This window comes from Streptococcus hillyeri, assembly GCF_041081565.1.
Lineage (GTDB): Bacteria > Bacillota > Bacilli > Lactobacillales > Streptococcaceae > Streptococcus > Streptococcus hillyeri.
Genome location: NZ_CP163513.1, coordinates 754,545 through 780,029 on the forward strand (window position 1 = coordinate 754,545; position 25,485 = coordinate 780,029).

General features: G+C 36.7%; 19 protein-coding genes. 15 read left to right on the forward strand and 4 right to left on the reverse strand.

The window, feature by feature from the left end; translation table 11 throughout:
* Window positions 1-118: 118 nt before the first annotated feature.
* The 3 genes from AB6M99_RS03655 to mscL form a co-directional block, all read right to left on the reverse strand.
* Entirely contained in the window at window positions 119-4,657 is a 4,539-nt protein-coding gene (locus AB6M99_RS03655; RefSeq protein ID WP_369351257.1) for a S8 family serine peptidase, read from the reverse strand.
* A complete protein-coding gene (locus tag AB6M99_RS03660; RefSeq protein WP_369351105.1) occupies window positions 4,647-5,075 on the reverse strand; it encodes a hypothetical protein in 429 nt (142 codons plus the stop codon). Before AB6M99_RS03660 ends, AB6M99_RS03655 begins: the two co-directional genes overlap by 11 nt.
* Window positions 5,076-5,422: 347 nt before the next feature.
* Window positions 5,423-5,800 carry a large conductance mechanosensitive channel protein MscL gene (mscL, locus tag AB6M99_RS03665; RefSeq protein WP_121834255.1) on the reverse strand — a complete coding sequence of 126 codons (378 nt, stop codon included), beginning with the start codon at window positions 5,798-5,800 and terminating at the stop codon, window positions 5,423-5,425.
* Between the two features lie 137 nt (window positions 5,801-5,937).
* Here mscL and dnaG point away from each other — a divergent pair, with 137 nt between their 5' ends.
* From dnaG to AB6M99_RS03735, 14 genes are all read left to right on the forward strand, one after another.
* Window positions 5,938-7,743 carry a DNA primase gene (gene dnaG, locus AB6M99_RS03670; protein WP_245962666.1) on the forward strand — a complete coding sequence of 602 codons (1,806 nt, stop codon included), beginning with the start codon at window positions 5,938-5,940 and terminating at the stop codon, window positions 7,741-7,743.
* Window positions 7,744-7,748: 5 nt separating this feature from the next.
* A complete protein-coding gene (gene rpoD, locus AB6M99_RS03675) occupies window positions 7,749-8,858 on the forward strand; it encodes an RNA polymerase sigma factor RpoD (RefSeq protein WP_121834257.1) in 1,110 nt (369 codons plus the stop codon).
* Between the two features lie 96 nt (window positions 8,859-8,954).
* On the forward strand, window positions 8,955-9,290 hold the full coding sequence (locus AB6M99_RS03680) for a metal-sulfur cluster assembly factor (protein WP_121834258.1): 336 nt from the start codon (window positions 8,955-8,957) through the stop codon (window positions 9,288-9,290).
* A gap of 78 nt (window positions 9,291-9,368) precedes the next feature.
* Entirely contained in the window at window positions 9,369-10,220 is an 852-nt protein-coding gene (gene rfbD / locus AB6M99_RS03685; protein ID WP_121834259.1) for a dTDP-4-dehydrorhamnose reductase, read from the forward strand.
* A gap of 117 nt (window positions 10,221-10,337) precedes the next feature.
* Window positions 10,338-11,492: a beta 1-4 rhamnosyltransferase Cps2T gene (gene cps2T / locus AB6M99_RS03690; RefSeq protein WP_121834260.1), complete on the forward strand. Its 1,155-nt coding sequence runs from the start codon at window positions 10,338-10,340 to the stop codon at window positions 11,490-11,492.
* The gene (locus AB6M99_RS03695; protein WP_121834261.1) at window positions 11,482-12,429 is read left to right on the forward strand and encodes a glycosyltransferase family 2 protein; all 948 of its coding nucleotides are present in this window, start codon (window positions 11,482-11,484) and stop codon (window positions 12,427-12,429) included. The genes cps2T and AB6M99_RS03695 overlap by 11 nt, the downstream gene beginning before the upstream one ends.
* Window positions 12,430-12,515: 86 nt before the next feature.
* On the forward strand, window positions 12,516-13,322 hold the full coding sequence (locus tag AB6M99_RS03700) for an ABC transporter permease (protein ID WP_369351106.1): 807 nt from the start codon (window positions 12,516-12,518) through the stop codon (window positions 13,320-13,322).
* Entirely contained in the window at window positions 13,322-14,533 is a 1,212-nt protein-coding gene (locus tag AB6M99_RS03705) for an ATP-binding cassette domain-containing protein (RefSeq protein ID WP_121834262.1), read from the forward strand. Before AB6M99_RS03700 ends, AB6M99_RS03705 begins: the two co-directional genes overlap by 1 nt.
* 7 nt (window positions 14,534-14,540) lie before the next feature.
* Window positions 14,541-15,575, forward strand: a complete 1,035-nt coding sequence (locus AB6M99_RS03710; protein ID WP_121834263.1) for a glycosyltransferase — start codon at window positions 14,541-14,543, stop codon at window positions 15,573-15,575.
* Complete coding sequence (locus AB6M99_RS03715) at window positions 15,572-17,341, forward strand: rhamnan synthesis F family protein (RefSeq protein WP_121834264.1); 1,770 nt, start codon at window positions 15,572-15,574, stop codon at window positions 17,339-17,341. The genes AB6M99_RS03710 and AB6M99_RS03715 overlap by 4 nt, the downstream gene beginning before the upstream one ends.
* Window positions 17,334-18,980, forward strand: coding sequence for an LTA synthase family protein (locus AB6M99_RS03720; protein WP_121834265.1), 1,647 nt, complete (start codon window positions 17,334-17,336; stop codon window positions 18,978-18,980). Before AB6M99_RS03715 ends, AB6M99_RS03720 begins: the two co-directional genes overlap by 8 nt.
* Window positions 18,981-18,986: 6 nt before the next feature.
* Window positions 18,987-19,928, forward strand: coding sequence for a glycosyltransferase family 2 protein (locus AB6M99_RS03725; RefSeq protein WP_121834266.1), 942 nt, complete (start codon window positions 18,987-18,989; stop codon window positions 19,926-19,928).
* A gap of 65 nt (window positions 19,929-19,993) precedes the next feature.
* The gene (locus AB6M99_RS03730; RefSeq protein WP_121834267.1) at window positions 19,994-21,976 is read left to right on the forward strand and encodes a hypothetical protein; all 1,983 of its coding nucleotides are present in this window, start codon (window positions 19,994-19,996) and stop codon (window positions 21,974-21,976) included.
* A 347-nt stretch (window positions 21,977-22,323) separates the two neighbouring features.
* Window positions 22,324-23,691 (forward strand): SH3 domain-containing protein, encoded by a 1,368-nt coding sequence (locus AB6M99_RS03735; RefSeq protein WP_121834268.1) that lies wholly within the window; start codon window positions 22,324-22,326, stop codon window positions 23,689-23,691.
* Between the two features lie 118 nt (window positions 23,692-23,809).
* Here the strand turns inward: AB6M99_RS03735 and AB6M99_RS03740 are convergent, their stop codons facing one another.
* Window positions 23,810-24,289 carry a hypothetical protein gene (locus tag AB6M99_RS03740; RefSeq protein ID WP_121834269.1) on the reverse strand — a complete coding sequence of 160 codons (480 nt, stop codon included), beginning with the start codon at window positions 24,287-24,289 and terminating at the stop codon, window positions 23,810-23,812.
* A gap of 442 nt (window positions 24,290-24,731) precedes the next feature.
* Between AB6M99_RS03740 and AB6M99_RS03745 the strand changes: the two genes are divergently transcribed.
* The gene (locus AB6M99_RS03745; RefSeq protein WP_121834270.1) at window positions 24,732-25,484 is read left to right on the forward strand and encodes an ABC transporter ATP-binding protein; all 753 of its coding nucleotides are present in this window, start codon (window positions 24,732-24,734) and stop codon (window positions 25,482-25,484) included.
* Window position 25,485 lies beyond the last annotated feature (1 nt).

The following is a 25,485-nucleotide window of genomic DNA, read 5'->3' on the forward strand; positions in this document are numbered from 1 at the left end:
GTCCCTTGTCCTATTTCTTTCTCAATCCACTATACTATTTTTTGACTATTCGTGTTAAAAAAAGTCTGATTGTTCATCTCGTAAACTGATATATTTAAAAAGTAATGTTTACAAAGACTTAGTCCTGTTTACGTTTAATACCTAAGTAGGTTGCCAAACTGCTCAATATCACTCCGAGGATAGGAAGTTGTAAAAGTCCTAAGTTCTTCTCGCCTGTTTGTGGGAGGTTTGTCTCTGCCGGTGATACAGGAGCAGAAGGAGTTTGTTGGCTGATTTGAGTTTTGTAGTTATCTACCTTGATTGGATTTTGTAAAATTTGGTTGGTAGGATTTGGTTCACTCATATCTTCTTGCTCTAAAGGAATTTCCAATTTAAGATTATTAATATGAGGGTGTTGGTGTTCTGCCTTGGTATGACTTTTATCGTTTTCAGAGTGATTTTTTTGATTATCATCTAAGGAGTTTTTAGGTTGCTCGGAATATTCTTTGATTTCTTCAGGAACCTTATTATCATTTGGTACTTCTTCAGTCACAACTTTAGCATAGAATTTGTACTCTATTTCGTTACCTAAGTAGTCTAGTGCATGGACTTTGATAATATCGTTATCTTCGATATCAAGTTCATAGTGGAAGACTTGGCCATTATCGCCGTATTCACCAGTTAAGATGCGGCTATCAATCATATTATTATTGATGTACAATTTCCAACCATCAAGATTATCTTGTATGTTACCTGTGATGATAACTTTGCTATTTTGAGCGGTAATGGTACCATTGACCTCTTTATCATCTTTTTCTTTGAAGAAGGTGATATGGCTAGTGTCGAGCGCAAGAGCTGGTTTTTCTGTATCAAGATATAAGAAGTAGCCTTTGTTAAAAATGAGTTCCTCTTTGCCATCAATGGTTTGATACACTTTGATATTGATTTGGTTGCTTCCATCTGTGATCGGTAGATTCAGGTTTTCAAGTGTCCAACCGTCTGAGTCAGAATCAGAACGATATTCTACAGTAGAAAAAGGTTTGTAGGCATCAGCAATTTGTTGATTACGGTTGTAGTGAACATTTGTATTGGTGATGACAGCACGAAGGGATTGACGAAGGAAAATAGGAACCTTGTAGAGAATATTCCCTTTATCAACTGAAGCAAAATTATTGTGCTTATCTTCAATGATATCAAAATAGGTGTATTTTAAGACGTTATGCATCGGGATATTTGAAACGGTGAAAGTATCATCATCGTCAGAAGGTGTTTTGCTATCTTCGTCAACATCGTTGGTTTCCTCATCGTCAGATTCTTCATCTTCATATTCATCGTCGCCAGAGTTTTCCTCGCCAGAATCATCATCGTTAAATTCTTCGTCATAAGATTCTTCATCATCGTCTTCGTCGTCAATGTCTTTATCAACTTGTCTATCTTCCTCGATTTCAGATGTATCATCATTTTCGATATCTTCTTCTGACATGTCATCTAAATCTTCTAAGTCATCTTCATCCGCTTCCTCGTCTCTGCTTTGTTTCGTTAAACGTGAGCTACGTGATGTAGATAAGTTAAATTTATTTCTAAATCTAGGTGAGGTAATCACTTCCTCATCTTCTTCGGTATCCTCTGAGTCATTGTCTACAATATGGAGGATTCCAGTGAGTTTTTTCCAATTAGCAACTGTTAAACGGTGTTCGGTGCTGTTTCCTGCTTGGTCAAAGACTTCAATGCTGAGATCACGATCCTCATCTTTATCTGCCAAATCAATCTCATATCGGTGATTTTCTAATTTTGTTACAGGAGTTTCACGATAGGATAATTTGGCCTTAACTGTTTTGATAGCATGATTATCGCTAGGAATAATAGTTAATTTATTGGTATTTGTATCATAAGTCACATCATAGGTTGGGCGCGTGCTATCCACTTTGATAGGGATATACATGGTTTGGTATGGTGAATCTGATGTTAACCTCGCGCGGAGACGGTAGTAGTATTGCCCTTCGGGAGCGGCTTCATCTTCACCTGTTTTGCGATTATACAACTTACCTTCCCAGATATTTTCATTGGCAGGGGTATCGTAGTGTTTTCGATAATGCTCATATTCTTTATAAATACTGCTACCGTATTTATTGGCAAAATGTCCTGTTTGTAAGACTTGTAGTACCTTAGCTTGATCGTCATTTCGGTCTACGATAGCGACTTCGTAATCTTGAGCCTCTCTGAGGAAAATATAGCGTGGGGCAACCTTGCTAACAGCATTGACATCTCTTGGTTTTGTTGTTAAGGCATAAAGTTCCGGGTTAGGCGTCTCTTTTCCATCTTCTTTACCAATGGTAATATACTCAAATTCATCATGTGTTTTATATTTTGGATGGAGAAGTAGTGAGAGTTTTGTTTTAGATTCTTTTTCCCAAGCTGGCGCATCTGCAATAGCTTCTTTGTGCCATTCTCCTTTGAACCCCATATAAGGCATGCTGAGATTAGGATGGTTTTTGTCTGCTGAAATAAACTCAAGATAACCTTCAACAAATTCATCCTTAGCTTGACCTGTTTTAAGAACAACATCAATAGTAACTGATGAATTTGGGTCAATGGTTACTGTTTCTGGATGTTCTAGTGATGCCCCTTCAATGGCTTTAGGGAAAATGGCTTGAATAGCAATTTCACCTGATTCATCAAGACGTATGCGTTCTGAGTTGGTTACTCCCTGGACGGTACCGTGTTTCAAGGTGAAGCTTTGCTTAGTATTCCCAAGATTTCTAAATGTCAGTTTGAAGGATTTTGTGTCACCGATTTCTTTTAAAGAAGCTGCGCCTTTATTATCATGGGTGACAATAACAGTTGATTTTAATGCTTCTTCGAATTGTGTCAATCCAGCCCCTTGTTGTCTAGGTGAATGATAGAGAGAAGTACGACCGCCGTTGGCCTCTTCTTGTTCTTGAAGAGGTTTTGCTGTATTCATCAAGAGCAATTTTGTTAACTCAACCAGTGATAAGTCTTTCTCAGAAGACTTTGCAAGAAGGGATTTGGCGTGTTGACTGAGCAGAGCACTGACTCCTGCTACGTAAGGAGATGCCATGGATGTCCCAGACAGCATGACGTATTTTCCGTGGTTTCCTAAGGAATAAACATCCTCACCAGGTGCCACCAAATCGGGCTTGATTTCTAAGTTGAGATTAGCTCCCCAACTGGTGAACCCAGAAACTCTAGGAGCATTGAGCAGTTGATGAGGGACGGCTTCTTTATTAAAGGTTAATTTTTGTTCCAATTGCTGAGCAGCTAAAGCGATAAGTTCTTGACCGTCTTTATGAGAAACACTGATTGCCCATTTGTTAGGAATATCTAAATTATGATAGCCGATAATAGGGTGTGTTTCAAAATTACCACGGCTATACTCGGTAGGATTATTGATGACAATAACACCTTTAGCACCTTTTCCTATCCACTTTTTAACCTTATCAAAAACAGACTCACCACCTCTGTGGACTAGAGCAATTTTATTATAGAGTGGCGCGTGGTTTTTATCTTCTCTTGTTTGGTCAATATATACTAAGGAAGCAGATGCATTAGAAAGTGTTTTCTCATTATGCTTGCTGAGGTCAGAGTATGCATAGTTTTTCCCACCAATGGTTAGTGTTGGAAGATAAACAATTGGGCTTTGAGCTGAACCAACCCCAATCGCTAATGGGTTAGCAGCAACAGAAACAGTTGTTGAAAGGTCTTTAGTGTTTAAAGAGTTATCAGTGTATTTATCGTAGGTGTTAGTTGATGGCGCAGCTCCATAATTTCCCATAGCCGCAACAACGATAACACCAGCTTCGGTTGCCTTTTTGACGGCTTTATAGAAAATATCATCAGGATGTCCCGTCCCACGTTCGCCAACACTGAGGCTAATGACATCAGCTCCGCGTTTAACAGCGTCTTCCATAGCATGAAAAACAGCATCGTCACCAACGTATTCGTATTCATCAGTATTGCCATAATTTTCAGAGAAAACTTTGTAAGTCAGCAGTTGTGCATTAGGAGCGATACCTTTAAACCCTTTTGGCTCCAAAGAATTACCTGCTAAAATACCTGCAATATGCATACCATGTGGAGATTTTGCCTGGTCAATCATATCCGTATCGCCACGCATGTAATTGAAACCATGTGGCACTTTATGGTTAAACTGACCATTTGGTGTGATGTCTTTAATTTTCATTTGATTCAAAACATCCGGGTCAGTAATATCAAGTCTCAAGTCAGGATGGGTTAAATCAATACCAGAGTCAATAGTAGCTATCACAAGACCACGACCATCAAGGTCTTTATGTAACTGCTTAAATTGAGGGCTAGTCATTAAACTTGCTAAAGGAGCTTCTGATTGTCTAGGTTTGCTCGTTTTATAACTTGTACTTTCTTGAATGGTTTTAATTCCAGAAGTCTTTTTTAACTTCTCAAGTTCAGATTCAGGAAGTTCGACAGCAGCCCCTTGGAATAACTGATCATAAGTGTATTTTACGGTCAATCCCTTAATGGCTTCTAAATCCTTTAAAATGGTGTCTTTTTTGCCATCTTCAAATTGCAAGATATAGCGTTTCGGTCCAAAGGTTTCTGTAGGTTTCTCCTTATCTAGCTCTGTATCGTCAAATTCTTCGTCATCTAACTCTGGGTCATCTAATTTTTGTTCAGATGTCAAAGACTCTATCTTTTTGTTTGTGCTTGATTTTTCTTTCTCTATTAAGGACAGAGGTCTCACTTTTATTTGTGATAGGTGCTCCATTTTCCGAGGTAGATGCTACATCAGAAGGAGAGACAGTGTCTGTAGGGGTTGTAACGTTTGCAGTATCGACTTGTTGAGCAGAATCATCCTGTTTTTCTGCAGAGCTATCTTTTATTGATGATTCTTCTTCAGCAGAATCATCTGTGACTTGATTTCCTTTTTCGTTTTCTTTTGAAATAGCAGAGCTTGACGCGTCTGTAGTCTCAGAAACGAGGGGGAGTGACAGATCGGAAAGATTAGTTTCTTCAGCGAGAACCTCGCTAGAATGAGACATTAAAATCAATGGACAGCAGAGTGCCAATAAGCTTATGGGGAATGTTTTTTTAGAATTCATAAATCCTCCTAGGTTTTATTTATTTTAAAATTAGGTTGACCTAATTTTAAAATAAAGTTTTTAACCTGTCAAGGACTATAATAAATAATTATTTAAAATTGTTTATGATATTGCCGAATCATAGATATTGATTTTCACAATTAAAAAACAATGGAGATAAAGTTTGCTTGAAATTTGTATTTATACAACAAATAACGAAAAAACCAAGAATATCAATTGGAATAAGAATGTTGACTTATGCCTGGTGACAAAAGGAATATATATTACATTAAAAGGTAGAAGTAACATGAAAAAGATGCAGGTCGGAGCAACAAAAAAAGCACTTCCGAAAAAGTGCTTTATAGAGATTATTTTTTAAGAAGGTCACGGATTTCTGCAAGAAGTTCTTCTTGAGTTGGACCAGCAACTTCAGCAGCTTCTTCTTCAGCTTTCTTAGTAAGAGCAGTTGCTTTTTCAGCAGCTTTAACTACGAAGAAAAGAGATGTTCCAATGATAAGGAAGTTGATAACAGCACCAAGGAAGTTACCATATTTCACACCGTTCCAAGCAAGTTCAGTGATGTTTTGAACGTTTGCAGCTTTTAAAGCTGGGTTAAGGATAAGAGGAGTGATGATGTCACTAACAAGTGAAGTGATGATTGCACCGAAAGCACCACCGATAATAACAGCAACAGCAAGGTCAATAATGTTCCCGCGGAACAAGAAGTTTTTCAAATCTTTAATCATGAGATAAAGAGTTTCCTTTCAGAATTTTTAATACTCATATAGTATATATAAAAGAAATTTGAAAGGCAAGGAAAATGACTTGATTTTTTCATTTTACACCTGTTAGCTTTAGTGATATAATGAAATATAAAACTAAAATGGGATTTTTGTGTGGAGGTGTTGATTTGGCAGTAAGCAAAGAACAGATTCTCGACATCAAAAACAGTGTCAATATCGTTGATGTTATTGGCGAAGTTGTGGCTTTGACAAAGGCTGGTAGGCATTTTTTAGGGCTGTGCCCCTTCCACAAAGAAAAGACCCCCTCATTTAATGTTATTGAGGATAAGCAATTCTATCATTGCTTTGGTTGTGGTAAATCTGGAGATGTTTTCAAATTTCTAGAAGACTATCGACAAATTACCTTTATGGAAAGTGTTCAGATTTTAGCGGATAGGGTTGGTATTAATGTCTCTGTTAGCCAACCTCGGGTTGAACAAACACAGTCACATCCTCATCAGAAATTATTTTCTCTCAATCAGGATGCTAGTAAGTTCTATCATGCTGTTTTGATGACCACAACACAAGGTCAAGAGGCTAAACAATATCTCTATGACCGTGGGCTTACTGATGAGTTGATTGTGTATTTTAATATTGGTCTTTCGCCGTCTGAGCCTGATTACCTCTATCAAGCGATGTCTAAAAAGTATGATGAAGATACTCTCATGCAGGTTGGGTTATTTAACCTTTCTGAAAATGGTCGTGTTTTTGATGCCTTTCAAAATCGGATTATGTTTCCTTTGACAGATGATAGTGGTCGTGTTCTAGGATTTTCAGGTCGAATTTGGACAGAAAATGATCAGCAGCAGGGACAGGCAAAATATAAAAATACCCGTTCGACGCTTATTTTTAATAAATCTTACGAATTATATCATATGGATAGGGCAAAAGCTGTCGCTAAAAAGACGCATGAGCTCTATCTGATGGAAGGTTTCATGGATGTGATTGCGGCCTATCGAGCAGGTATAAGCAATGCAGTCGCTTCAATGGGTACAGCTCTGACATCGGAGCATGTCCGTCATTTGAAACAATTCACAAAAAAAGTGATTTTGACTTATGATGGTGATAAAGCAGGGCAAAACGCCATTGCAAAATCTTTAGAAATTTTGCGAGATATGACTGTTGAAATTGTTCGTATGCCAAATCAAATGGACCCCGATGAGTTCCTGAAAGCAAATTCGGAAGAAGAATTGGCAAAGCTATTGACACAGTCTCGCTTATCGGCCACTGAGTTTTGGATTTATTATTTGAAACCAGAAAACACTGATAATCTTCAAGCTCAAATCGCTTATGTTGAGAAAATTTCTGAGATGATTGCTCAGGTTTCATCAATTACTGCTCAGAATACCTATATTCATTTAGTAGCGGATTTATTGCCAGATTTTGATTATATGCAGGTTGAGCAGGCGGTCAATAACCATCGATTGGCTGACCGTAAGCAACGTCAAGAGCAAACTTATCAAGGGCAACAAGTTCTTAAAACACTTCCGTTAAGTAAAGCTTTATCTGCTCTTAATAAGGCTGAAAATCAATTGTTTCATAGGTTGTTAAATCACCCTTATTTATTAAATGAATTTCGCAATCGCTCAGACTTTTTCTTTCATACACCAGAGTTACAAACTCTTTATCTTGTCTTAGAGAAAGCTGGTGAGATTAGCTCATTGGACTTGGCTTCTTTGTCAGAAGAAGAAAATAGAGCGTATTATCGTGTTCTTGAAGAAGTGCTACCTCCTGAAATTGCTGAGGGAGAGATTGTTCAGATAGAAGAACGGATTTATCGTCTCCTAGGGGAACAAGAACTTCGTCACACTGCCAAATCCATCCGTGAATCCAGTAACCATGGAGATATTGACCGCGCTGTTGAGGAATTACAAGCCCTCATTTCCCAAAAAAGAAAGTTGGAATAAGATACATGGCAACTAAAAAAACAAATACTACTTTTAACGTTCAAGTCGCAGATTTTATCCGTAATCATAAAAAAGCAGGAACTGCCACAGATGAAGAGGTAACTGAAAAACTCGTTATTCCGTTTGTACTTGATGCGGATCAAATTGATGACCTTTTGGAACGTTTGACAGACGGTGGTATTGCTATCACAGACAAAGATGGTAATCCATCAACTAAATATGTTGTTGAAGAAATTCAACCAGAAGAGTTAACGGATGAAGAACTTCTTGGTTCGAACTCTGCTAAAGTTAATGACCCTGTTCGTATGTACCTTAAGGAAATCGGTACAGTACCACTTTTGACCAATGATGAAGAAAAAGACTTAGCCGTTGCGGTGGCTGCAGGCGATTTACAGGCTAAACAGCGTCTAGCCGAAGCTAACTTACGTCTGGTGGTGTCTATTGCTAAACGTTATGTTGGACGTGGTATGCAATTTCTTGACCTTATCCAAGAAGGTAATATGGGACTTATGAAAGCCGTTGATAAATTTGATTATGAGAAAGGCTTCAAATTCTCTACTTACGCAACTTGGTGGATTCGTCAGGCCATTACACGTGCTATTGCAGACCAAGCGAGAACCATTCGTATCCCTGTTCACATGGTGGAAACCATCAATAAATTGGTCCGTGAGCAGCGTAACCTTTTACAAGAATTAGGGCAAGATCCAACCCCTGAACAAATTGCAGAGCGTATGGACATGACACCTGATAAAGTTCGTGAAATTTTGAAAATCGCTCAAGAACCTGTCTCACTTGAAACACCGATTGGTGAAGAAGATGATAGCCACTTGGGTGACTTTATCGAAGATGAAGTGATTGAAAATCCTGTGGATTACACAACTCGTGTTGTTTTGCGTGAGCAATTGGATGAAGTGTTAGACACTCTGACAGACCGTGAAGAAAACGTTCTTCGTCTCCGTTTTGGACTTGATGATGGAAAAATGCGCACACTTGAAGATGTTGGTAAAGTGTTTAACGTTACTCGTGAGCGTATTCGTCAGATTGAAGCTAAAGCTCTTCGCAAATTACGCCACCCAAGCCGTAGTAAACAACTTAAAGATTTTATGGATGAGTAAAATTTAGTTATTCAGACCAAATGATGTGTTGAAGCTAATCATTTCTGTAGCTGATTAGTAATTGTTGATAGCAATTTATCAACTAGAAAGAATGATATGTCAGATAAAAAATATACCGATGATGAAATTTTAGCCATTAAAGACAAGATACTTCAAGGATTAGAAGAAGTGATTGATCCAGAGCTTGGTATTGATATTGTTAATCTTGGCTTGATTTACGAAATTCGTTTTGAACAAAATGGGGCAACAGAAATTGATATGACGTTGACGACGATGGGGTGCCCTTTGGCTGATTTAATTACAGATCAAATTCACGATGCGATGAAATCAATTCCAGAAGTCACAAAAGTAGACGTCAAACTCGTTTGGTACCCAGCTTGGACTGTGGATCGTCTCAGTCGCTATGCACGTATTGCCCTAGGCATTCGATAAAAAATTAGTAGGACAGAGACTGAGTATCTCAATCGTCTATTTTTGACCAAATAAAAGAAAATATTTAAGGAGAATCACATGATTTTAGTAACAGGTGCCAATGGACAACTTGGAACAGAGCTCCGCTATTTGCTCGACGAAAGAAATGAAGAATACGTTGCAGTGGATGTCGCAGAAATGGATATTACCAATGCTGAGAAAGTTGACGAGGTATTTGCTCAAGTGAAACCAACCTTGGTCTATCACTGTGCTGCCTATACAGCTGTTGATGCAGCAGAAGACGAAGGTAAGGAATTGAACTACGCTATCAATGTCACAGGGACGGAGAATGTCGCAAAAGCTTGTGCCAAATATGGTGCTACGCTAGTGTATATCTCAACAGACTATGTTTTTGATGGCGAGAAACCTGTCGGTCAAGAATGGTTAGAGACAGATAAACCAGATCCTAAGACAGAATATGGACGTACCAAACGTTTGGGTGAAGAAGCAGTTGAAAAGTACGCAGACAAGTTTTATATCATTCGTACAGCTTGGGTATTTGGTAACTATGGCAAAAACTTTGTCTTTACCATGGAAAATTTAGCAAAGCAACACTCACGTTTAACAGTTGTTAATGACCAACACGGTCGTCCGACCTGGACACGTACACTTGCAGAATTTATGTGCCATTTGGCTGAAAATCAAAAAGAATTCGGCTATTATCATTTATCAAATGATGCGAAAGAAGATACGACTTGGTATGATTTTGCTGTGGAAATCCTAAAAGATACCGATGTCGAAGTGGCTCCAGTGGATTCATCAGCCTTCCCAGCTAAGGCAAAACGTCCGCTTAACTCAACCATGAACCTTGATAAAGCTAAGGCAACAGGGTTTGTTATTCCAACTTGGCAAGAAGCTCTAAAAGAGTTTTACAAACAAGAGCAAAGATAATTGTAGGGGCAAAGCCCCTTTTTGTGTGCTAGTATTTTTAATGTTAAGTTGAACAGAGCAGATTTTCTGAGATTGTGCTATAATGAATAAGATTAACATTAAAGCGAAAGGTCTTTTATGAAACACGTTTTTATTATAGGAAGTCGTGGTCTACCAGCTCAATACGGCGGATTTGAAACATTCGTTGAAGAACTGGTGAAAAATCAAAGGACTATCGGTATAAAATATCACGTTGCTTGTCTGAGTAATCAAGAACAAGGAATGCATTTTGACATGTATGGAGCAGATTGTTTTACGATTAACCCACCAAAACTTGGTCCAGCTAGGGTTATCGCTTACGATATTCAAGCGATCAATTACGCTCTGCAATTGATTGAGAAAGATAGGATTCAAGAGCCCATTTTTTATGTACTGGGCAACACAATAGGGGCTTTCATAGCTCCACTGGTAAGAAAGATTCGACGCTTAAAGGGAAAGCTTTTTATTAATCCTGATGGTTTAGAATGGAAGAGAAGTAAGTGGTCTCGTCCAGTTCAAATGTACTTGAAATTATCTGAAAAGATGATGACTAAGCATGCTGACCTTGTGATTTCTGATAATGAAGGGATTGAAAATTATATTAAACGCTCCTATCCTTGGTCTAACACACGCTTTATTGCCTATGGGACTGACTTGGCGCTGTCTAGCTTGACGGAAAATAGTCAGTTGGTTCGTGAGTTTTTTGGAAAATGGCAGAGCAGAGAAAAAGGGTATTACCTAATAGTTGGGCGTTTTGTCCCTGAAAATAATTACGAAACAGCCATTCGTGAGTTCATGGTGTCCAAAACCAAACGTGATTTAATCATTATTTGTAATCAAGAAGGAAATCCCTATTTTGAAAGATTACGTGACGTGACTGGCTTTGATAAAGACCCACGTGTTAAATTCGTGGGGACGGTATATGACAGGGAGCTTTTGAATTATATTCGTGCTCATGCCCAGGCCTATATTCACGGCCACGAAGTTGGTGGGACAAATCCTGGTCTTCTCGAAGCGCTAGCACATACAGAACTTAATTTAGTATTAGATGTTGATTTTAACCGTTCTGTGGCTGAGAGCACCGCTTTGTACTGGAAAAAATATGCAGGAAATCTATCAGAGCTGATTAATCAGGTTGATCAGGCAAGTGATTTTTCAGACTTAGGAAATGCGGCTAAAAAACGGATGGCTGACCATTACAGTTGGGAAAAAATTGTAGGAGAGTACGAGGAGTTGTTTTTGAATGAAAGTTAATATTCTGATGGCTACCTACAATGGTGAGCGGTTTTTAGCTGAACAGATTGAAAGTATTCAACAACAGACGTTTACCGATTGGAAACTCTTGATACGTGATGATGGCTCATCTGATAGAACACGAGAGATTATTCAGCAATTTGTGGAGCAAGATGACCGTATTAGCTTCATAAATCCTGATGAAACAACAAATCTCGGCGTCATTAAGTCCTTTTTCACCTTGCTCAAACATGAGAAAGCAGACTATTATTTTTTTAGTGATCAGGATGATATTTGGTTGCCTGAAAAGATGGCGTTGACACTCGCAGAGGCGCGAAATCACGCCCAAACGGATCCTCTGATGGTCTATACTGACTTAAAAGTGGTCAACCAACAGTTGGAAGTCATAAATGACAGTATGATTCGTAGCCAATCACACCATGCTAATACAGAGTTGCTTCAAGAATTGACTGAAAATACGGTGACTGGTGGGACTGCTATGATTAATCATGCCCTAGCAGAACGTTGGACTGCTACAGATAATTTACTCATGCATGATTGGTACTTAGCTCTTTTAGCAACAGCTTTCGGAAAGCTCATTTATATCGATCAGCCAACAGAGCTTTACCGTCAGCATGACAATAACGTGCTTGGAGCAAGGACTTGGTCAAAGCGTCTTTATAAATGGATGCGTCCACATTTGCTATTTAGTAAGTATTGGCAGCTTATCATAGATAGTCAACGACAGGCGAAGCATTTGCTTAATATGGATATATCAGCAGAGCAGAAAGACCTGATTGAGAAATTCATCTCCTTACAAGAGTACGGATTTTTTGAACGAATGGCTATTTTGAAAAATTATGGTTTTAGAAAAAATCGGACATTCCATACGATTGTATTTAGGACCTTGCTGATGACAAAATTTGCCTATAAAAAGGAATATCAGACAAAAAAATAATGAAAGGAAAGTTCAGTTAGTAACCTAACTGAATGAAGGGAACACTGAGTCAACTGTGACGGCTGTATCCCTATTTGATTATAGATATGAATATATTTGCTAAGGAGAATCGAATTCTTCTCCGAGAAATGATAAAAACGGATTTTAAGCTTCGTTATCAAGGAAGTTTTATAGGACATTTATGGTCTATTTTAAAGCCAATGATGCTTTTTACTATCATGTATTTAGTATTTGTTCGATTTTTACGTTTTGATGATGGAACACCTCATTATGCAATTGGTTTATTAATAGGTATGGTAACTTGGAACTTTTTTTCTGAGGCAACTAATATGGGGATGATGTCAATTGTTTCAAGGGGAGATTTGCTTCGCAAGTTAAATTTTTCTAAAGAAATTATTGTCATCTCATCAGTCGTAGGTGCAACCATTAACTATGCTATTAATCTTCTAGTTGTTTTTATCTTTGCCGTCATAAATGGAGTAAATGTGTCTTTAGGTTGGTTGGTGATTTTCCCACTATTTGTTGAACTCTTCTTAATGACAACGGGCATTGCGTTTATTTTAGCAACACTTTTTGTGAAATATCGGGATGTCGGTCCGATTTGGGAAGTTGTTATGCAGGCTGGAATGTACGGCACACCTATCATTTACTCTCTGACGTTTATTTTACAAAAAGGTCAAGTTGCCATTGCGAAAGTAATGATGCTGAATCCTTTAGCGCAGATTATTCAAGATTTACGTCACTTCATTGTATTTTCAGGAAGTTTACGAGGCTGGGATTTGATTGAAAATAAAGCAATTGCTATAGTGCCCTATATCTTACCAATTTTAATTTTTGGAATAGGTTATGCTATTTTCCAAAAAAGTGCTAAGAAATTTGCGGAGATTCTTTAATGACAAAAAATATTGCAGTAAAAGTTGAACACGTTTCAAAATATTTTAAATTACCGACAGAAAGTACACAGAGCCTGCGCACTAGTATGGTTAATTATTTTAAAGGTATCAAGGGATACAAAGAACAGCATGTTTTAAAGGATATTAATTTTGAAGTGGAAGAAGGGGACTTCTTTGGTATTCTTGGTCGAAATGGGTCAGGAAAATCAACGCTTCTAAAAATTATTTCTCAAATTTACGTTCCTGAAAAAGGAAAAGTAACCGTTAATGGGAAAATGGTTTCCTTTATTGAATTGGGCGTTGGTTTCAATCCAGAATTGACAGGACGAGAAAATGTCTATATGAACGGTGCCATGCTAGGTTTTACAACAGAAGAAGTTGATGCCATGTATGACGATATTGTTGAGTTTGCAGAGCTAGAAGAATTCATGAATCAAAAACTTAAGAATTATTCTAGTGGGATGCAAGTTCGTCTAGCCTTTTCGGTAGCCATTAAAGCGCAAGGAGATGTATTAATCCTGGATGAGGTGTTGGCTGTCGGAGATGAAGCATTTCAACGGAAGTGTAATGACTATTTCATGGAACGTAAGAAGAGTGGTAAGACTACCATTCTTGTAACTCATGACATGGGAGCGGTGAAGAAATATTGTAATAAGGCTATTTTGATTGAGGATGGTCTCATTAAGGCTTCAGGGAACCCACGAGATGTAGCGAATCAATATAGTTTTGATAATACGAATCAAGTTGTTAGTGAAACTCATACAGAAGACATCAGTAACCGAATTTTAGTAGACAATCTTAAAATGGAGCTCCTGTCGCCAAATCGTACCACTCCAGATATACCTGTTCAGTTCAAGGTAACATACGATGTTTTTGAAGATATTAAAACTTATGTTGCGATTTCATTGACAGACATTGATCGGAACATTTGGATGTATAACGACAACACGATGGATCGTATGACAGATGGTAAGGGGCACTACGCTATAGATTATAGTTGCTTATTAACGCCACTGAACGATGTTAAGTTGAAATTAGAAATGACCATCCGTGATGAACGAAACCAAGTTCTAGCTTTCTTACCAGTCTATGAGACACCGATTATTGTTCTCAATCGTGATGATTTGGATACTAGTGATGAGTCTGCTAAAGACTCTGCAACAGGAATCTTAAAGCGGAATGGAAGTTGGAATATTTTAAAATCTGAGTAGGTAGACTATGAAAGTTTCTATTATTTGCACGAATTACAATAAAGATCAGTGGATTGGACAAGCTATTGATAGTTTTATTCAGCAAGAAACAACTTTTCCTTATGAAATTATCTTGATAGATGATGCCTCAACGGATTGTTCTCGAGAAATTTTAGAACAGTATGAAAAGAAGTATCCAGAGCTTATCCGTGTATTTTATAACGAGTCTAACTTTGGAATCGCAAAGACTTGGAAAAAAATTGTCAAGGAAGCAAGAGGGGAGTATATTGCTCGTTGTGATGGAGATGATTTTTGGACGGATTCTTTGAAATTGCAAAAGCAGGTAGAGCTATTAGAGAGTAGAGAAGATTCTCTCTGGGCTAATTCTGAGTTTGATATGATTGCTGAAGATGGAACCTTGCTACAGAAGGATGTTTTCAAAAATGGGATTTTACCATTAGCGGATTCTTATGAACATCTATTGGTCTACAAATTGATGACAATGGCATCTACCTGGTTGGTTGAACGTCAGTTAATGTTAGAAGTGACAGATGCTCTTGCTGAAAATGCAGCGGATGATACTTTTGATTTACAACTGGAATTATTTAAAAGAACCAAATTATCAACGTTGGAAGATAGTACAACGGTCTATCGAATGAATATCGGTTCAGATTCTAAACCGATTACCTATGAAAAATTTGAAAAACGAGTAGCTGGAATTTGTCAGACACAACTAAACTATCTGAAAAAATATCCAGACTATGATGTTTCGCGTCTCGTCAACATGCTTATTGAAAAAGACAAACAATCGGATTTAGAGCAATTTAAGCGCGATCAGGAAATCAGTCGTTTGAATATACTTGTTGATCAACTACAGACGATTTCGGCTAATCAGAATGCATATATCGAACAGCTCAAGGAAAGTAACGTAGGACTTGAGGTGACAATTGCAGAAAAAGAACATCAGATTAGCCATATAACAACGGAATATGAGCGTGTGATTACGTCACGACGTTGGACCATTCCGACTAAGATTATTAACTTCTTTAGGAGAAATAAATGAAACGACTACTTCTATATGTTCATTTTAATAAAAATGAGGTGATTAGTGGACATGTCCATTACCAACTAGAGCATATTCGTTCCTTGTTTGCGAAGGTTGTATTCATTTCAAACAGCCTATTGAGTGAAGTGGAAGTGAAGAAGCTTCGTCAAGAGGGGCTGATTGATGAATTTATCCAACGTGAAAATATTGGATATGATTTTGCTGCTTGGCAAGATGGAATGAAATTGGTCGGATTTGAGAACTTGAAAGACTACGATTCTGTTACAGCCATGAACGATACTTGTTTTGGACCATTGTGGGACTTGACGCCACTTTATGATCGCTATGAATCAGATGTGGCTACCGATTTTTGGGGTATGACAAATCATCGAGCGATTGATGCAGGGCACATCTATATTGATGAACATCTACAGTCTTACTTCATGTCCTTTAAACAATCAATTGTTCAGTCTGATGTTTTCGAGAACTTCTGGCAAACTGTCGTAGCTCATACAGATGTTCAAAAGGTTATTGATGAGTACGAAACCAAGTATACAAAACTCTTTGTAGAAGCTGGTTTTCGTTATAACTCTGTGCTAAACACAGTCCCCATAGCTGACCAGTATTTTCATTCGAATTTTACGATTCATTATCCCCATGTGCTTTTGGATCAACAGGTACCGTTTATCAAGGTGAAAACCTTTGATTTAACACAACATTTATCTCCGTACACTCTTCGTACAATTGAGGAGAAAACGAATTATCCAGTTCAACTGATTGAAGAACATATGTCGGATATTAGTCTACCAACTCCAGCTTATTTGATTGATCGCAAAGTGATTGATGGAAAAGCAACAGGAGAAATAGCGGTAACTACGAAGAAGGTTGCGGTTCATTTACATACTTTCTATGTTGATTTATTGGATGAGTTTTTGACAAATTTTGAAGCATTTGCCTTTGATTATGATTTGTATTTGACAACGAATACGGCTGAAAAAGAAGAACAAATTAAAGAAATTCTAGAAAAGCGTGGCAAAACTGCTACTATCATAGTGACTGGTGCTAAGGGACGCGATATTATTCCAATGTTGAAATTAAAAGATGCCCTATCCCAGTACGATTATATTGGACATTTCCATACGAAGAAATCTCCAGAATACCCTTATTGGGTAGGTGATTCTTGGCGAGCAGAATTAAATCAAATGTTGATTCAGTCAGCAAACCATTTATTAGCTGCATTTGATCGTAGAGAGAAGCTAGGTCTTGCTATTGCAGATATCCCAAGTTTTTTCCGTTATACTAAGATTGTGGAACCTTGGAATGAATATCGTTTTGCAGCGGATATGAATGACTTGTGGAAACGAATGGGCTTGGCAAGAAGTATTGATTTTGAAACGTTTGATACCTTCATCATGTCTTATGGAACCTTTATTTGGTTCAAATACGATGCTCTAAAACCTTTATTTGATTTAGGACTCACAGATGAGGAAATTCCTGCGGAGCCTTTACCTCAACATACTATTTTACATTCGATTGAACGCATTCTGGTTTATCTTGCATGGGCAAATCACTATGACTATGTGATTTCAAAGCACGAACGCTATATCTCTCCTTTTGTTGACAATAAAGTGCTAAATATCCGTGCGGATAATGTTCCAAATACCTATATCAATTTTGACCAAATAGGTGGTATAAAAGGAGCTTTGAAATATATTTACAGAGGTCCTGGAAGTGCTATTAAATACATTATCAAGAAAGGAATTTTAAAAATCAAAAATGGCTAGTCGTCGAGTAAAAAGAATACCATTAAAAGAAACGATAGCTGAGAGATATCTTGATATAAGTATTGTTCTCAAATATACCATATCAATTATTTTATCTGTACTTGTACTAATGAGTTCTGAGAATATGATGTTATTTTGGGTTAATATCTTAGAACTGGTGATTATTTTTTTAATTTCCAACGTAGTTATTGTAAAATATAATGTCTTTGGAAATTTTTTAAATGCTATTCTAATATTTTTATTCAATATTGAGCAAGGGATTTATGTTTTTGGTGGTACCTATTTATCATCTGTTATGCTTTCCAATATTGATTCTCTTGCAGCTCTATCTGGAAAAATTTGGGTATACTCTATTGGGGCAATTGGGATTATCGCTATATCGCTATTACCAATTAAAAAGCTTGAAATTCCCAAAAGATACACTTCTATAGCTTTACTATTACTATTTATTAATGAAATTTCATTAATTTCTGGCATGCCTATTGAAAATAGAACGTCACCTTATTTTAACTTCTATAATCTTTATCAGGAAAAGTTAGAAAATTATCGTATTGCAAAACAAATTGCAAGTTTACCTGATGTGACAAAAGAATTTTTTAAGCCAGAGGTGGCTGATGTTATCGAGAAATCAACAACTATTAATGATAAACCTAATATTATTCTTATATTTACAGAAGGTTTGTCACAAGGAATTATTGACCATAAACAGAATATTATGCCTAAAATAAAAAAGGTACAGCAGGAGTCTATCAATTTTACTAATTATTATAACCATACCTTTGCAACATATCGTGGATTAATTGGACAATTATACTCGGGATATCAATTTGATAACTATGATTCGAATAATCTTATTTCAATCGAAAGTATTCTTAAAAATGAGGGCTATTCAACGACTTTTATTAATTCAGAGCCAAGTAATAAGACATTTACAAAGTATTTGAACTCACTTGGTTTTGATAATATATCAACACTAGAAGATGGTAGAAAAGGACTTTCTGATACAGTTTCAGATAAACAAATGTATCAATTATTATTAGATGAAGCTCAAGATAAATTTGAGAAAAAAAAGCCATTTTTCATTTCGATGTATACCTTTGGAACGCATATATCTATGGATTCGGTAGATAAAAAGTTTGGTGATGGAAAAAATGCAACATTAAATAAATATTATGATTTAGACTATCAATTTGGAGAATTTTTTAATAAATTTGTAAATAGTTCGGTCTCTGATAATACTATTTTAGTATTTACAACAGACCATGGCACGTACGTAGATGACAGTTATCAAGATGTTTTTGAAAGTAGATCTCATGGAAGTTTGGATCAAGTTCCTTTCTTTATCTACAGTAAAAAAGTTAAACCTGCAGTAGTTGATGTCAATGGTAGAAACTCACTAAACTTAGCTCCTACCATTTTAGATTTTATTGATATTAGTTCGCCAAATTATTTTTTAGGAAGTAGTCTTTTTTCTGAAGCGGCAGCTAGTGACTTTGAATATGTGTTCAATTCAGAGAATGACTATTTGATAACAAAAGATAATCGAATTGAATTTTTAAAAGATGATGAAAAAGAAGAAATTGTAAAACAAATTGAAAAATATTTTGCTGCTAATCAGCAAGTGCCAGAGGGAAGGTAAAATAACATGTCCGAAAAAATCGCAGTCTTACTTCCTGCCTACAATGAGGAAGTAACTATTCAAAAAGTTATTAAAGATTTTCAGCGCGTTCTTCCAGAAGCTGATATTTATGTGTATGACAATAATTCAAAAGACAGAACGAATGAGTTAGCAAGAGCAGCAGGAGCAATTGTGCGTTTTGAGCCTCGCCAAGGTAAAGGGAATGTTGTGCGTTCGATGTTTCGTGAAATTGAAGCGGATTATTATATTATGGTTGATGCAGACGATACTTATCCAGCTGATGAGGTAGAAAAACTCTTGGAGCCTCTTCGTTCTGGTATGGCGGATATGACTATCGGAGATCGTTTATCGAATGGGACTTACGCAGAAGAAAACAAACGAGGTTTCCATGGTTTCGGAAATAACCTTGTGAAATTTCTTGTAAATAAACTTTATAAAGGCCAATATGAAGATATCATGACAGGTTATCGAGGGTTTAATCGTCTCTTCGTTAAAAATTTCCCAGTGTTATCACCAGGATTTGAAATTGAAACTGAATTGTCTATCCATTCCTTAGATAAACGCTTTAAATTGGTTGAAGTGCCAATCACCTATCAGGACCGTCCTGAGGGGAGTGAATCAAAACTCAATACTTTCTCTGATGGTTTTAAAGTATTGCGAATGATTTTTAACTTATTTAAAGATTATAAGCCATTACTGTTCTTTAGTATTTGCTCAGCTATCTTCTTTATTTTAGGCTTGTTTGCTGGTGTTCCAGTTATTAGTGAATTTACGCAAACTGGTTTTATTGCTAAGATGCCATCAGCTATTTTAGCGACTGGTCTCATGATTTTAGCTGCCTTATCTTTTGTTGCTGGATTTATTTTAGATACGATTGTAAGACAAAATCGTATGCAATATGAGTTGAAGATTTATGAGTATTATGAAAACTTACTAGATAAGAAGTAACAGTTTGATCATCAAACAGAAGAAATCCTAATTGATTTTTTCTGTTTTATTTTTGGAGACAATGAATGAAACGATTAATCAATAATATTATTAAATTTAGATATATTATAGCGGTAATGATTTGCTTGCTAGGTATTAGTCTAGATTTAAATGGAAGTTCAATTGGATTTTGGAATAATTTTGGGCTCACTGAGACTATTTCTGGAAAACGAGAACAAGCAACAAGTCTTGATAGTGCGACAAATATTTTAGAGATAGGTAGTTACTGGATTCCTAGAGAAAAAGAAGATGGGACAATTATTGGTGTTCCTAGAGGGATTAGATCGGATGAATGGTTGGTTCAAACACCATTTTATCTTTCTCAATCTAGTACAGGATTTCAATTAGTTAATCCATCATATGCCACTTCGGGACAAAATATGGTTGTTGCCTATAATGCTCCAGTGAATCATATTTCTCTTATTGGAAAACCGTTTAATTGGGGCTTCTTATTTTTAGGTGCTTCAAGAGGCTTATCTTGGTATTGGTGTGTTAAAGTCATTGGTATGCTCTTATTAGCATTTGAGTTTGCTATGATATTAACTAAAGGGAAAAAATACTTATCGCTAGTTGGTAGTTTTTGGATTACTTTTACACCAGTTGTTCAATGGTGGTTTATGCAACACTTAGGTGATGTTGTATTCTTTAGTTTATTAATCATGGTTAGTATGCATCACTATTTCAAAGTAAAATCAAAATGGGCAAAAATTGGTTTAGCGGCACTCCTAGCTTCTGGAATTATTGGCTATATTTTAGTTATCTATCCAGCATTTCAAGTACCTTTTGCTTATCTCATTTTATTATTTACTCTGATTGAGTTTATCAACGCTATCCGACAGAGACTTATCAATAAATTTGATATTTTAATGATAAGTTGTACATTAGGTCTTTCTTTTACAGTTGTTGGAATTACGATTATAGATAGTTGGGATGCGATTAAAACGACTTTAAATACAGTATATCCAGGAAGTCGTGTGTCTACTGGTGGTGAATTATCATTAACTGTAATAAGTGACTTTTTATTAAATGCTATCCTGCCGTATAGAACACCGTTTGCAAGTAATCAAGTTGAATTATCCAGTTCATATCATTTGCTAGGTTTTGTGAGTTTCTTATTACCATTTGTGATAAAGAAAAAAGACTTCAAGTCAAATAGTTTAGGACTTGGGTTAGTTATTTTATCAATATTATTAGCAACCTATGCTATCATCGGTCATGTACCTGTGTTACTTGCAAAAGTTACTTTACTATCATTTGTAACAAGTTCACGTGCTTGGCAGGCATTGGCAGTCATTTCTGTGTATGCATCAATTTGGGCTATTGCGTATATTTGGGATAAGAAACCGCAGGATTATTGGAAAGTTATTGTAGCAGCTGTTCCGTTTACAGGATTCATGGTTTATCGTATCTTGACTGAGGAATTTTATCGTAACTATTCTGGAAGGTTTATCTTACTTATTCTTTTAGGAATCATCTTATTCAGCTATTTTGCTATGGCTTTTAGATGGAAAAAGTGGCTCGTGGCTAGTATTTTAGGACTTACTTTAATTAGTGGTATGACAGTTAATCCAGTTGTTCATGGGCTAGAAGCCATTGAAGATAAAAAATTATCTGTTGAAGTCGCTGAGTTAGTTCAAGAAGATCCATCTGCTCTTTGGATATCGGATTCAACAATGTTGTATAATTATCTCGAAATGTTTGGCGCTAAAAGTTTAGATGGTATTCGTTTCTATCCAGATTTGCAATTGATGAAAATGATTGATAGCAAAGGTAGTATGGAAAATCAATGGAATAGATATAGTCATATGAAATATGTTTTAACTGATGAAGCTACTACTATGGCAAATCCATTTCCAGATGTGTTGAGCATTCAACTAAATGTTAATCAACTTGATGAATTGAATGTTAAATATGTGCTGACAACTAGAGATTTGGATAATGAATATGGTAATAAGTTTATTCTTATTTATCGTGATGCAGATAATAATAAAATTTATCGTCTGGAGTAGAAAAGTTATTGAGGTAACTTATTGTAGATGAATTATGGTATTTATTAATTACCAATTGTCAAATTAAATGCTACAACTAATCTCACTAAGAAAAATGTGATAAGATTTTGATAGTTTAGAGATTTACTGTTTCAAATTTATACTATGTCACTACATTTACACTGTGTTTAATACTGATAATTAATTTTATAGTGTAAAATTGTAAATAAACAAAATAGGCTTCAAAGTTACTATAGCTTTGTAGTTTATTTTTTTAAAATATTATTTTTGATTTCTTTCAACTTTTTTTCCTCCTTGCGAATAATTAGGTACAGGCCTGAAAGATTAAGTTTACAAGGAGTTAATGAATGCAAAAAGGTATGCAAACTGTTCAACATTTTTCAATTCGTAAGTGTGGTATGGGAGCTGCGTCAGTTCTTTTAGGGATGTTTTTGGTGACTGGCTCTGCTTTGGCAGAGGAAGTCTCAACTGTACCTGAGGTGACAACGCAACTTGAAACACAGGAATCATCTTGGGATATGGCTTCTTTAGAAAGGGCGATCGCAAAAGCAATAGCTGAAAGTTTAAAAAACACCAAGGTGGATCAGCCGAGAAAGGAAATCGTTGATGCGGCTAGTTCGGAGACTTCTGAACAAAAAGTAGAAAAAGCAGTTGTTACAGAACCTAAAGTGACTGTACCTGAAGCTAAGAAGGAAACTCCGCAAGTTGTGGCGCCTAAGAAAGAAGCAGTGCCTCAAAAGGTCGTTGAATCAGTGGTAGAAGTTCCGAAAATGAAAAAGTCCAATGACTTACCAACTTTGAGTTTTGCACATTTGGGAGATGATTATCCTGTCTATCTTAAAAATGCAGCTCCGGATAGTCTCATTGATCCTTGGAGACTTTGGAATAGAGAGTGCGTATCATTTGTAGCTCATCGCTTATCTTCGGTCAATGGTTTTATAATTCCTGGTGCTTATGGAAATGCGGATCAGTGGGGAACGCGTGCACGACGTGAGGGATATGTTGTTGACAATAAGCCAGCAGTAGGTTCAGTGGCATGGTGGCGCAGTTGTCATGTTGCTTGGGTAGCGGAAGTATCAGGTGATTACGTGACCATTGAAGAATATAATTATGATTATACTCATCGATATCACAAACGAACAATTCCTATTAGTAAAGTAGATGGTTTTATTCATTTCAAAGACTTGTCAGCATCAACTGTAGTTAAAACGCCATCCGTATCCCATGTGACACCAGTAAGTCATTCAAGTTTGGCTAAGAGTGGTACGTATCAATTCACCAAGACATCTATTATTCGAGCTGAAGCGAAACTCTCAAGTCCTGAATTAGCTCACTATGATGCTGGTGACTCTGTCCATTATGATAAGCTTGTAGAGGCTGATGGTTTTAGATGGCTATCTTACTTGTCATATAAAGGAAATCGACGTTATATTGCTATTGAAGCTTTGAAACATCAAAAGTCGCCAGTAAATAAAGTGACTCAAACTCCTCAACCAACCTCGCCTACTGTGAAGATTACTCTTCCTGCTAGTGGTGTCTACATTTTCCAAAACTCCTCACCGATTAAAGCTGAGGCAAAATCAGCTAGTCCAACTCTTGCCACTTACGATAAGGGAGAAAAGGTGAATTATGATAAAGTTTTGATTGCAGAAGGAAAACAGTGGATTTCCTATCTGTCTTATTCAGGAGCGCGTCGATATATTCAGGTAGATTAGTACTTGATGATACATTTGGATGGTGCTATATGTAGTGATGATAAAGTTAGTTACCACAGTCTATAAATGATAAAAACACCTAGACCTCAATTATGATGATACGGGTCTAGGTGTTTTTTTATTTTTTCTTACCAAGTGGGAGTTTGACTTTTTTGAGGGTATCAAGTGGTTTTGCTAAGTTTTTTTGAAGATTTGCAAGGTTATCTGTGGTTGTCTTTTTGAGTTCGTTACTCTGGTTAATAATGTCTTCGTTAACAAAATACAATTTGACTAAGGTTTCAGGCTTATAATTTCCAGCACGTGGGTGCATGGCAACGACTTCTAGAGGTCGTTCGTTGGCGTATTTCGGATGGGCTTTGGCTAAGATGGGTAAAACGGTAAAACCACGATTCTCTAAGAGTTTCTGTGCATAATCGAGTGGAACATGTTGAACATCATCTAGTTGGATGAGTGATTTTTTATGTTCGTGTCTGCGGTCTAATTCTTTTTCAATGATTGGTGTTGCTTTGTCTGTGACGTGCTTGACAGCATCAATAGCGTCTGGAATGGCTAAAAGATTTCCGACAGCACCGAGTAATTTTCCGATTTTTTTGGCCATGTTGTTTCCTCTTGTTCATTTCTAAGATTTTCTCCATTATATCAAAGTCTTACAATTTTGTAAGGTTTAAGCACGTTATTGTAAGATTAGCTCTGCTATTTTCCGATAAAATAAAAATATCAAAAGAAAGGAAGAGAGCGATGTCACTAGAAGCGATTAAAGGAACTTTTGAATTTTACGGTGGAAGTCTTTTAGGCTTAGCTATTTTGGCAGGAGTGATTCTGTTAGGAATTGTGGTCATCAAGAAATGGAAGTGAGTGAAATGAATAAATTAGGTTATAGTATTATGATTTTAGGTTTGGTCGTCGTGTCAGTCTGCACCGCTTGTTTTAGGAAAAAATGCAGGGCTGAAAAATGCAGGAAGTGAGAACTTTCTGATATAGTAATAGTGAAAGTATGACTCGAAGTTATCAAGTATGGATAGTAAGGAAGGAATCGTATTATGTTTTTACAAATCAATCATTTAGAAAAAGTTTATCGTACACGTTTTTCAAAGGAAGAAACACGCGCTCTTCAAGATGTGGATTTTAAGGTTGAAAAAGGTGAATTTATTGCCATTATGGGTGAGTCTGGTTCTGGTAAGACAACCTTGCTCAACATCCTAGCGACTCTTGATAAACCTAGTAAGGGGCAGGTTATTTTAAATGGTGAGGACATTACCAAAATCAAGGAAAGTAAACTTGCTAGTTATCGTCTGAAAAATCTAGGGTTTGTCTTCCAAGATTTTAACCTTTTAGATACTTTATCTATTAAAGACAACATTTTCTTGCCACTTGTACTGGATAAAAAATCTTATAAGGAGATGGAGATGCGCCTGCAGGGATTGGCCAGCAGTTTAAGAATTGACACGCTTTTGAATAAACGTCCCTTTGAACTTTCTGGTGGTCAAAAGCAACGCGTGGCCATTGCGCGTGCGCTTATTACGCAACCTCAGCTTTTATTGGCAGATGAACCAACCGCTGCTTTGGATTATAAAAACTCAGAAGATTTATTGAAGCTTTTTGAAGGAATCAACGAAACAGGTCAAACCATTTTGATGGTAACTCACTCTGCCAATGCGGCTAGTCATGCCAAACGTGTTCTCTTTATCAAAGACGGTCGTATTTTCCACCAGCTTTATCGTGGTGATAAGACCTCAACAGATTTTAACCGTGAGATTTCGCTTGCCATGTCAGCTCTTTTAGGAGGTGAATAAT

Bases quoted from the DNA above. Each gene is read 5' to 3' on its own strand.
- AB6M99_RS03660 (WP_369351105.1), bottom strand. From the start codon at position 5,075: ATGAATTCTAAAAAAACATTCCCCATAAGCTTATTGGCACTCTGCTGT.
- mscL (WP_121834255.1), bottom strand. From the start codon at position 5,800: ATGATTAAAGATTTGAAAAACTTCTTGTTCCGCGGGAACATTATTGAC.
- dnaG (WP_245962666.1), top strand. From the start codon at position 5,938: ATGGGATTTTTGTGTGGAGGTGTTGATTTGGCAGTAAGCAAAGAACAG.
- rpoD (WP_121834257.1), top strand. From the start codon at position 7,749: ATGGCAACTAAAAAAACAAATACTACTTTTAACGTTCAAGTCGCAGAT.
- AB6M99_RS03680 (WP_121834258.1), top strand. From the start codon at position 8,955: ATGTCAGATAAAAAATATACCGATGATGAAATTTTAGCCATTAAAGAC.
- rfbD (WP_121834259.1), top strand. From the start codon at position 9,369: ATGATTTTAGTAACAGGTGCCAATGGACAACTTGGAACAGAGCTCCGC.
- cps2T (WP_121834260.1), top strand. From the start codon at position 10,338: ATGAAACACGTTTTTATTATAGGAAGTCGTGGTCTACCAGCTCAATAC.
- AB6M99_RS03695 (WP_121834261.1), top strand. From the start codon at position 11,482: ATGAAAGTTAATATTCTGATGGCTACCTACAATGGTGAGCGGTTTTTA.
- AB6M99_RS03700 (WP_369351106.1), top strand. From the start codon at position 12,516: ATGAATATATTTGCTAAGGAGAATCGAATTCTTCTCCGAGAAATGATA.
- AB6M99_RS03705 (WP_121834262.1), top strand. From the start codon at position 13,322: ATGACAAAAAATATTGCAGTAAAAGTTGAACACGTTTCAAAATATTTT.
- AB6M99_RS03710 (WP_121834263.1), top strand. From the start codon at position 14,541: ATGAAAGTTTCTATTATTTGCACGAATTACAATAAAGATCAGTGGATT.
- AB6M99_RS03715 (WP_121834264.1), top strand. From the start codon at position 15,572: ATGAAACGACTACTTCTATATGTTCATTTTAATAAAAATGAGGTGATT.
- AB6M99_RS03720 (WP_121834265.1), top strand. From the start codon at position 17,334: ATGGCTAGTCGTCGAGTAAAAAGAATACCATTAAAAGAAACGATAGCT.
- AB6M99_RS03725 (WP_121834266.1), top strand. From the start codon at position 18,987: ATGTCCGAAAAAATCGCAGTCTTACTTCCTGCCTACAATGAGGAAGTA.
- AB6M99_RS03730 (WP_121834267.1), top strand. From the start codon at position 19,994: ATGAAACGATTAATCAATAATATTATTAAATTTAGATATATTATAGCG.
- AB6M99_RS03735 (WP_121834268.1), top strand. From the start codon at position 22,324: ATGCAAAAAGGTATGCAAACTGTTCAACATTTTTCAATTCGTAAGTGT.
- AB6M99_RS03740 (WP_121834269.1), bottom strand. From the start codon at position 24,289: ATGGCCAAAAAAATCGGAAAATTACTCGGTGCTGTCGGAAATCTTTTA.
- AB6M99_RS03745 (WP_121834270.1), top strand. From the start codon at position 24,732: ATGTTTTTACAAATCAATCATTTAGAAAAAGTTTATCGTACACGTTTT.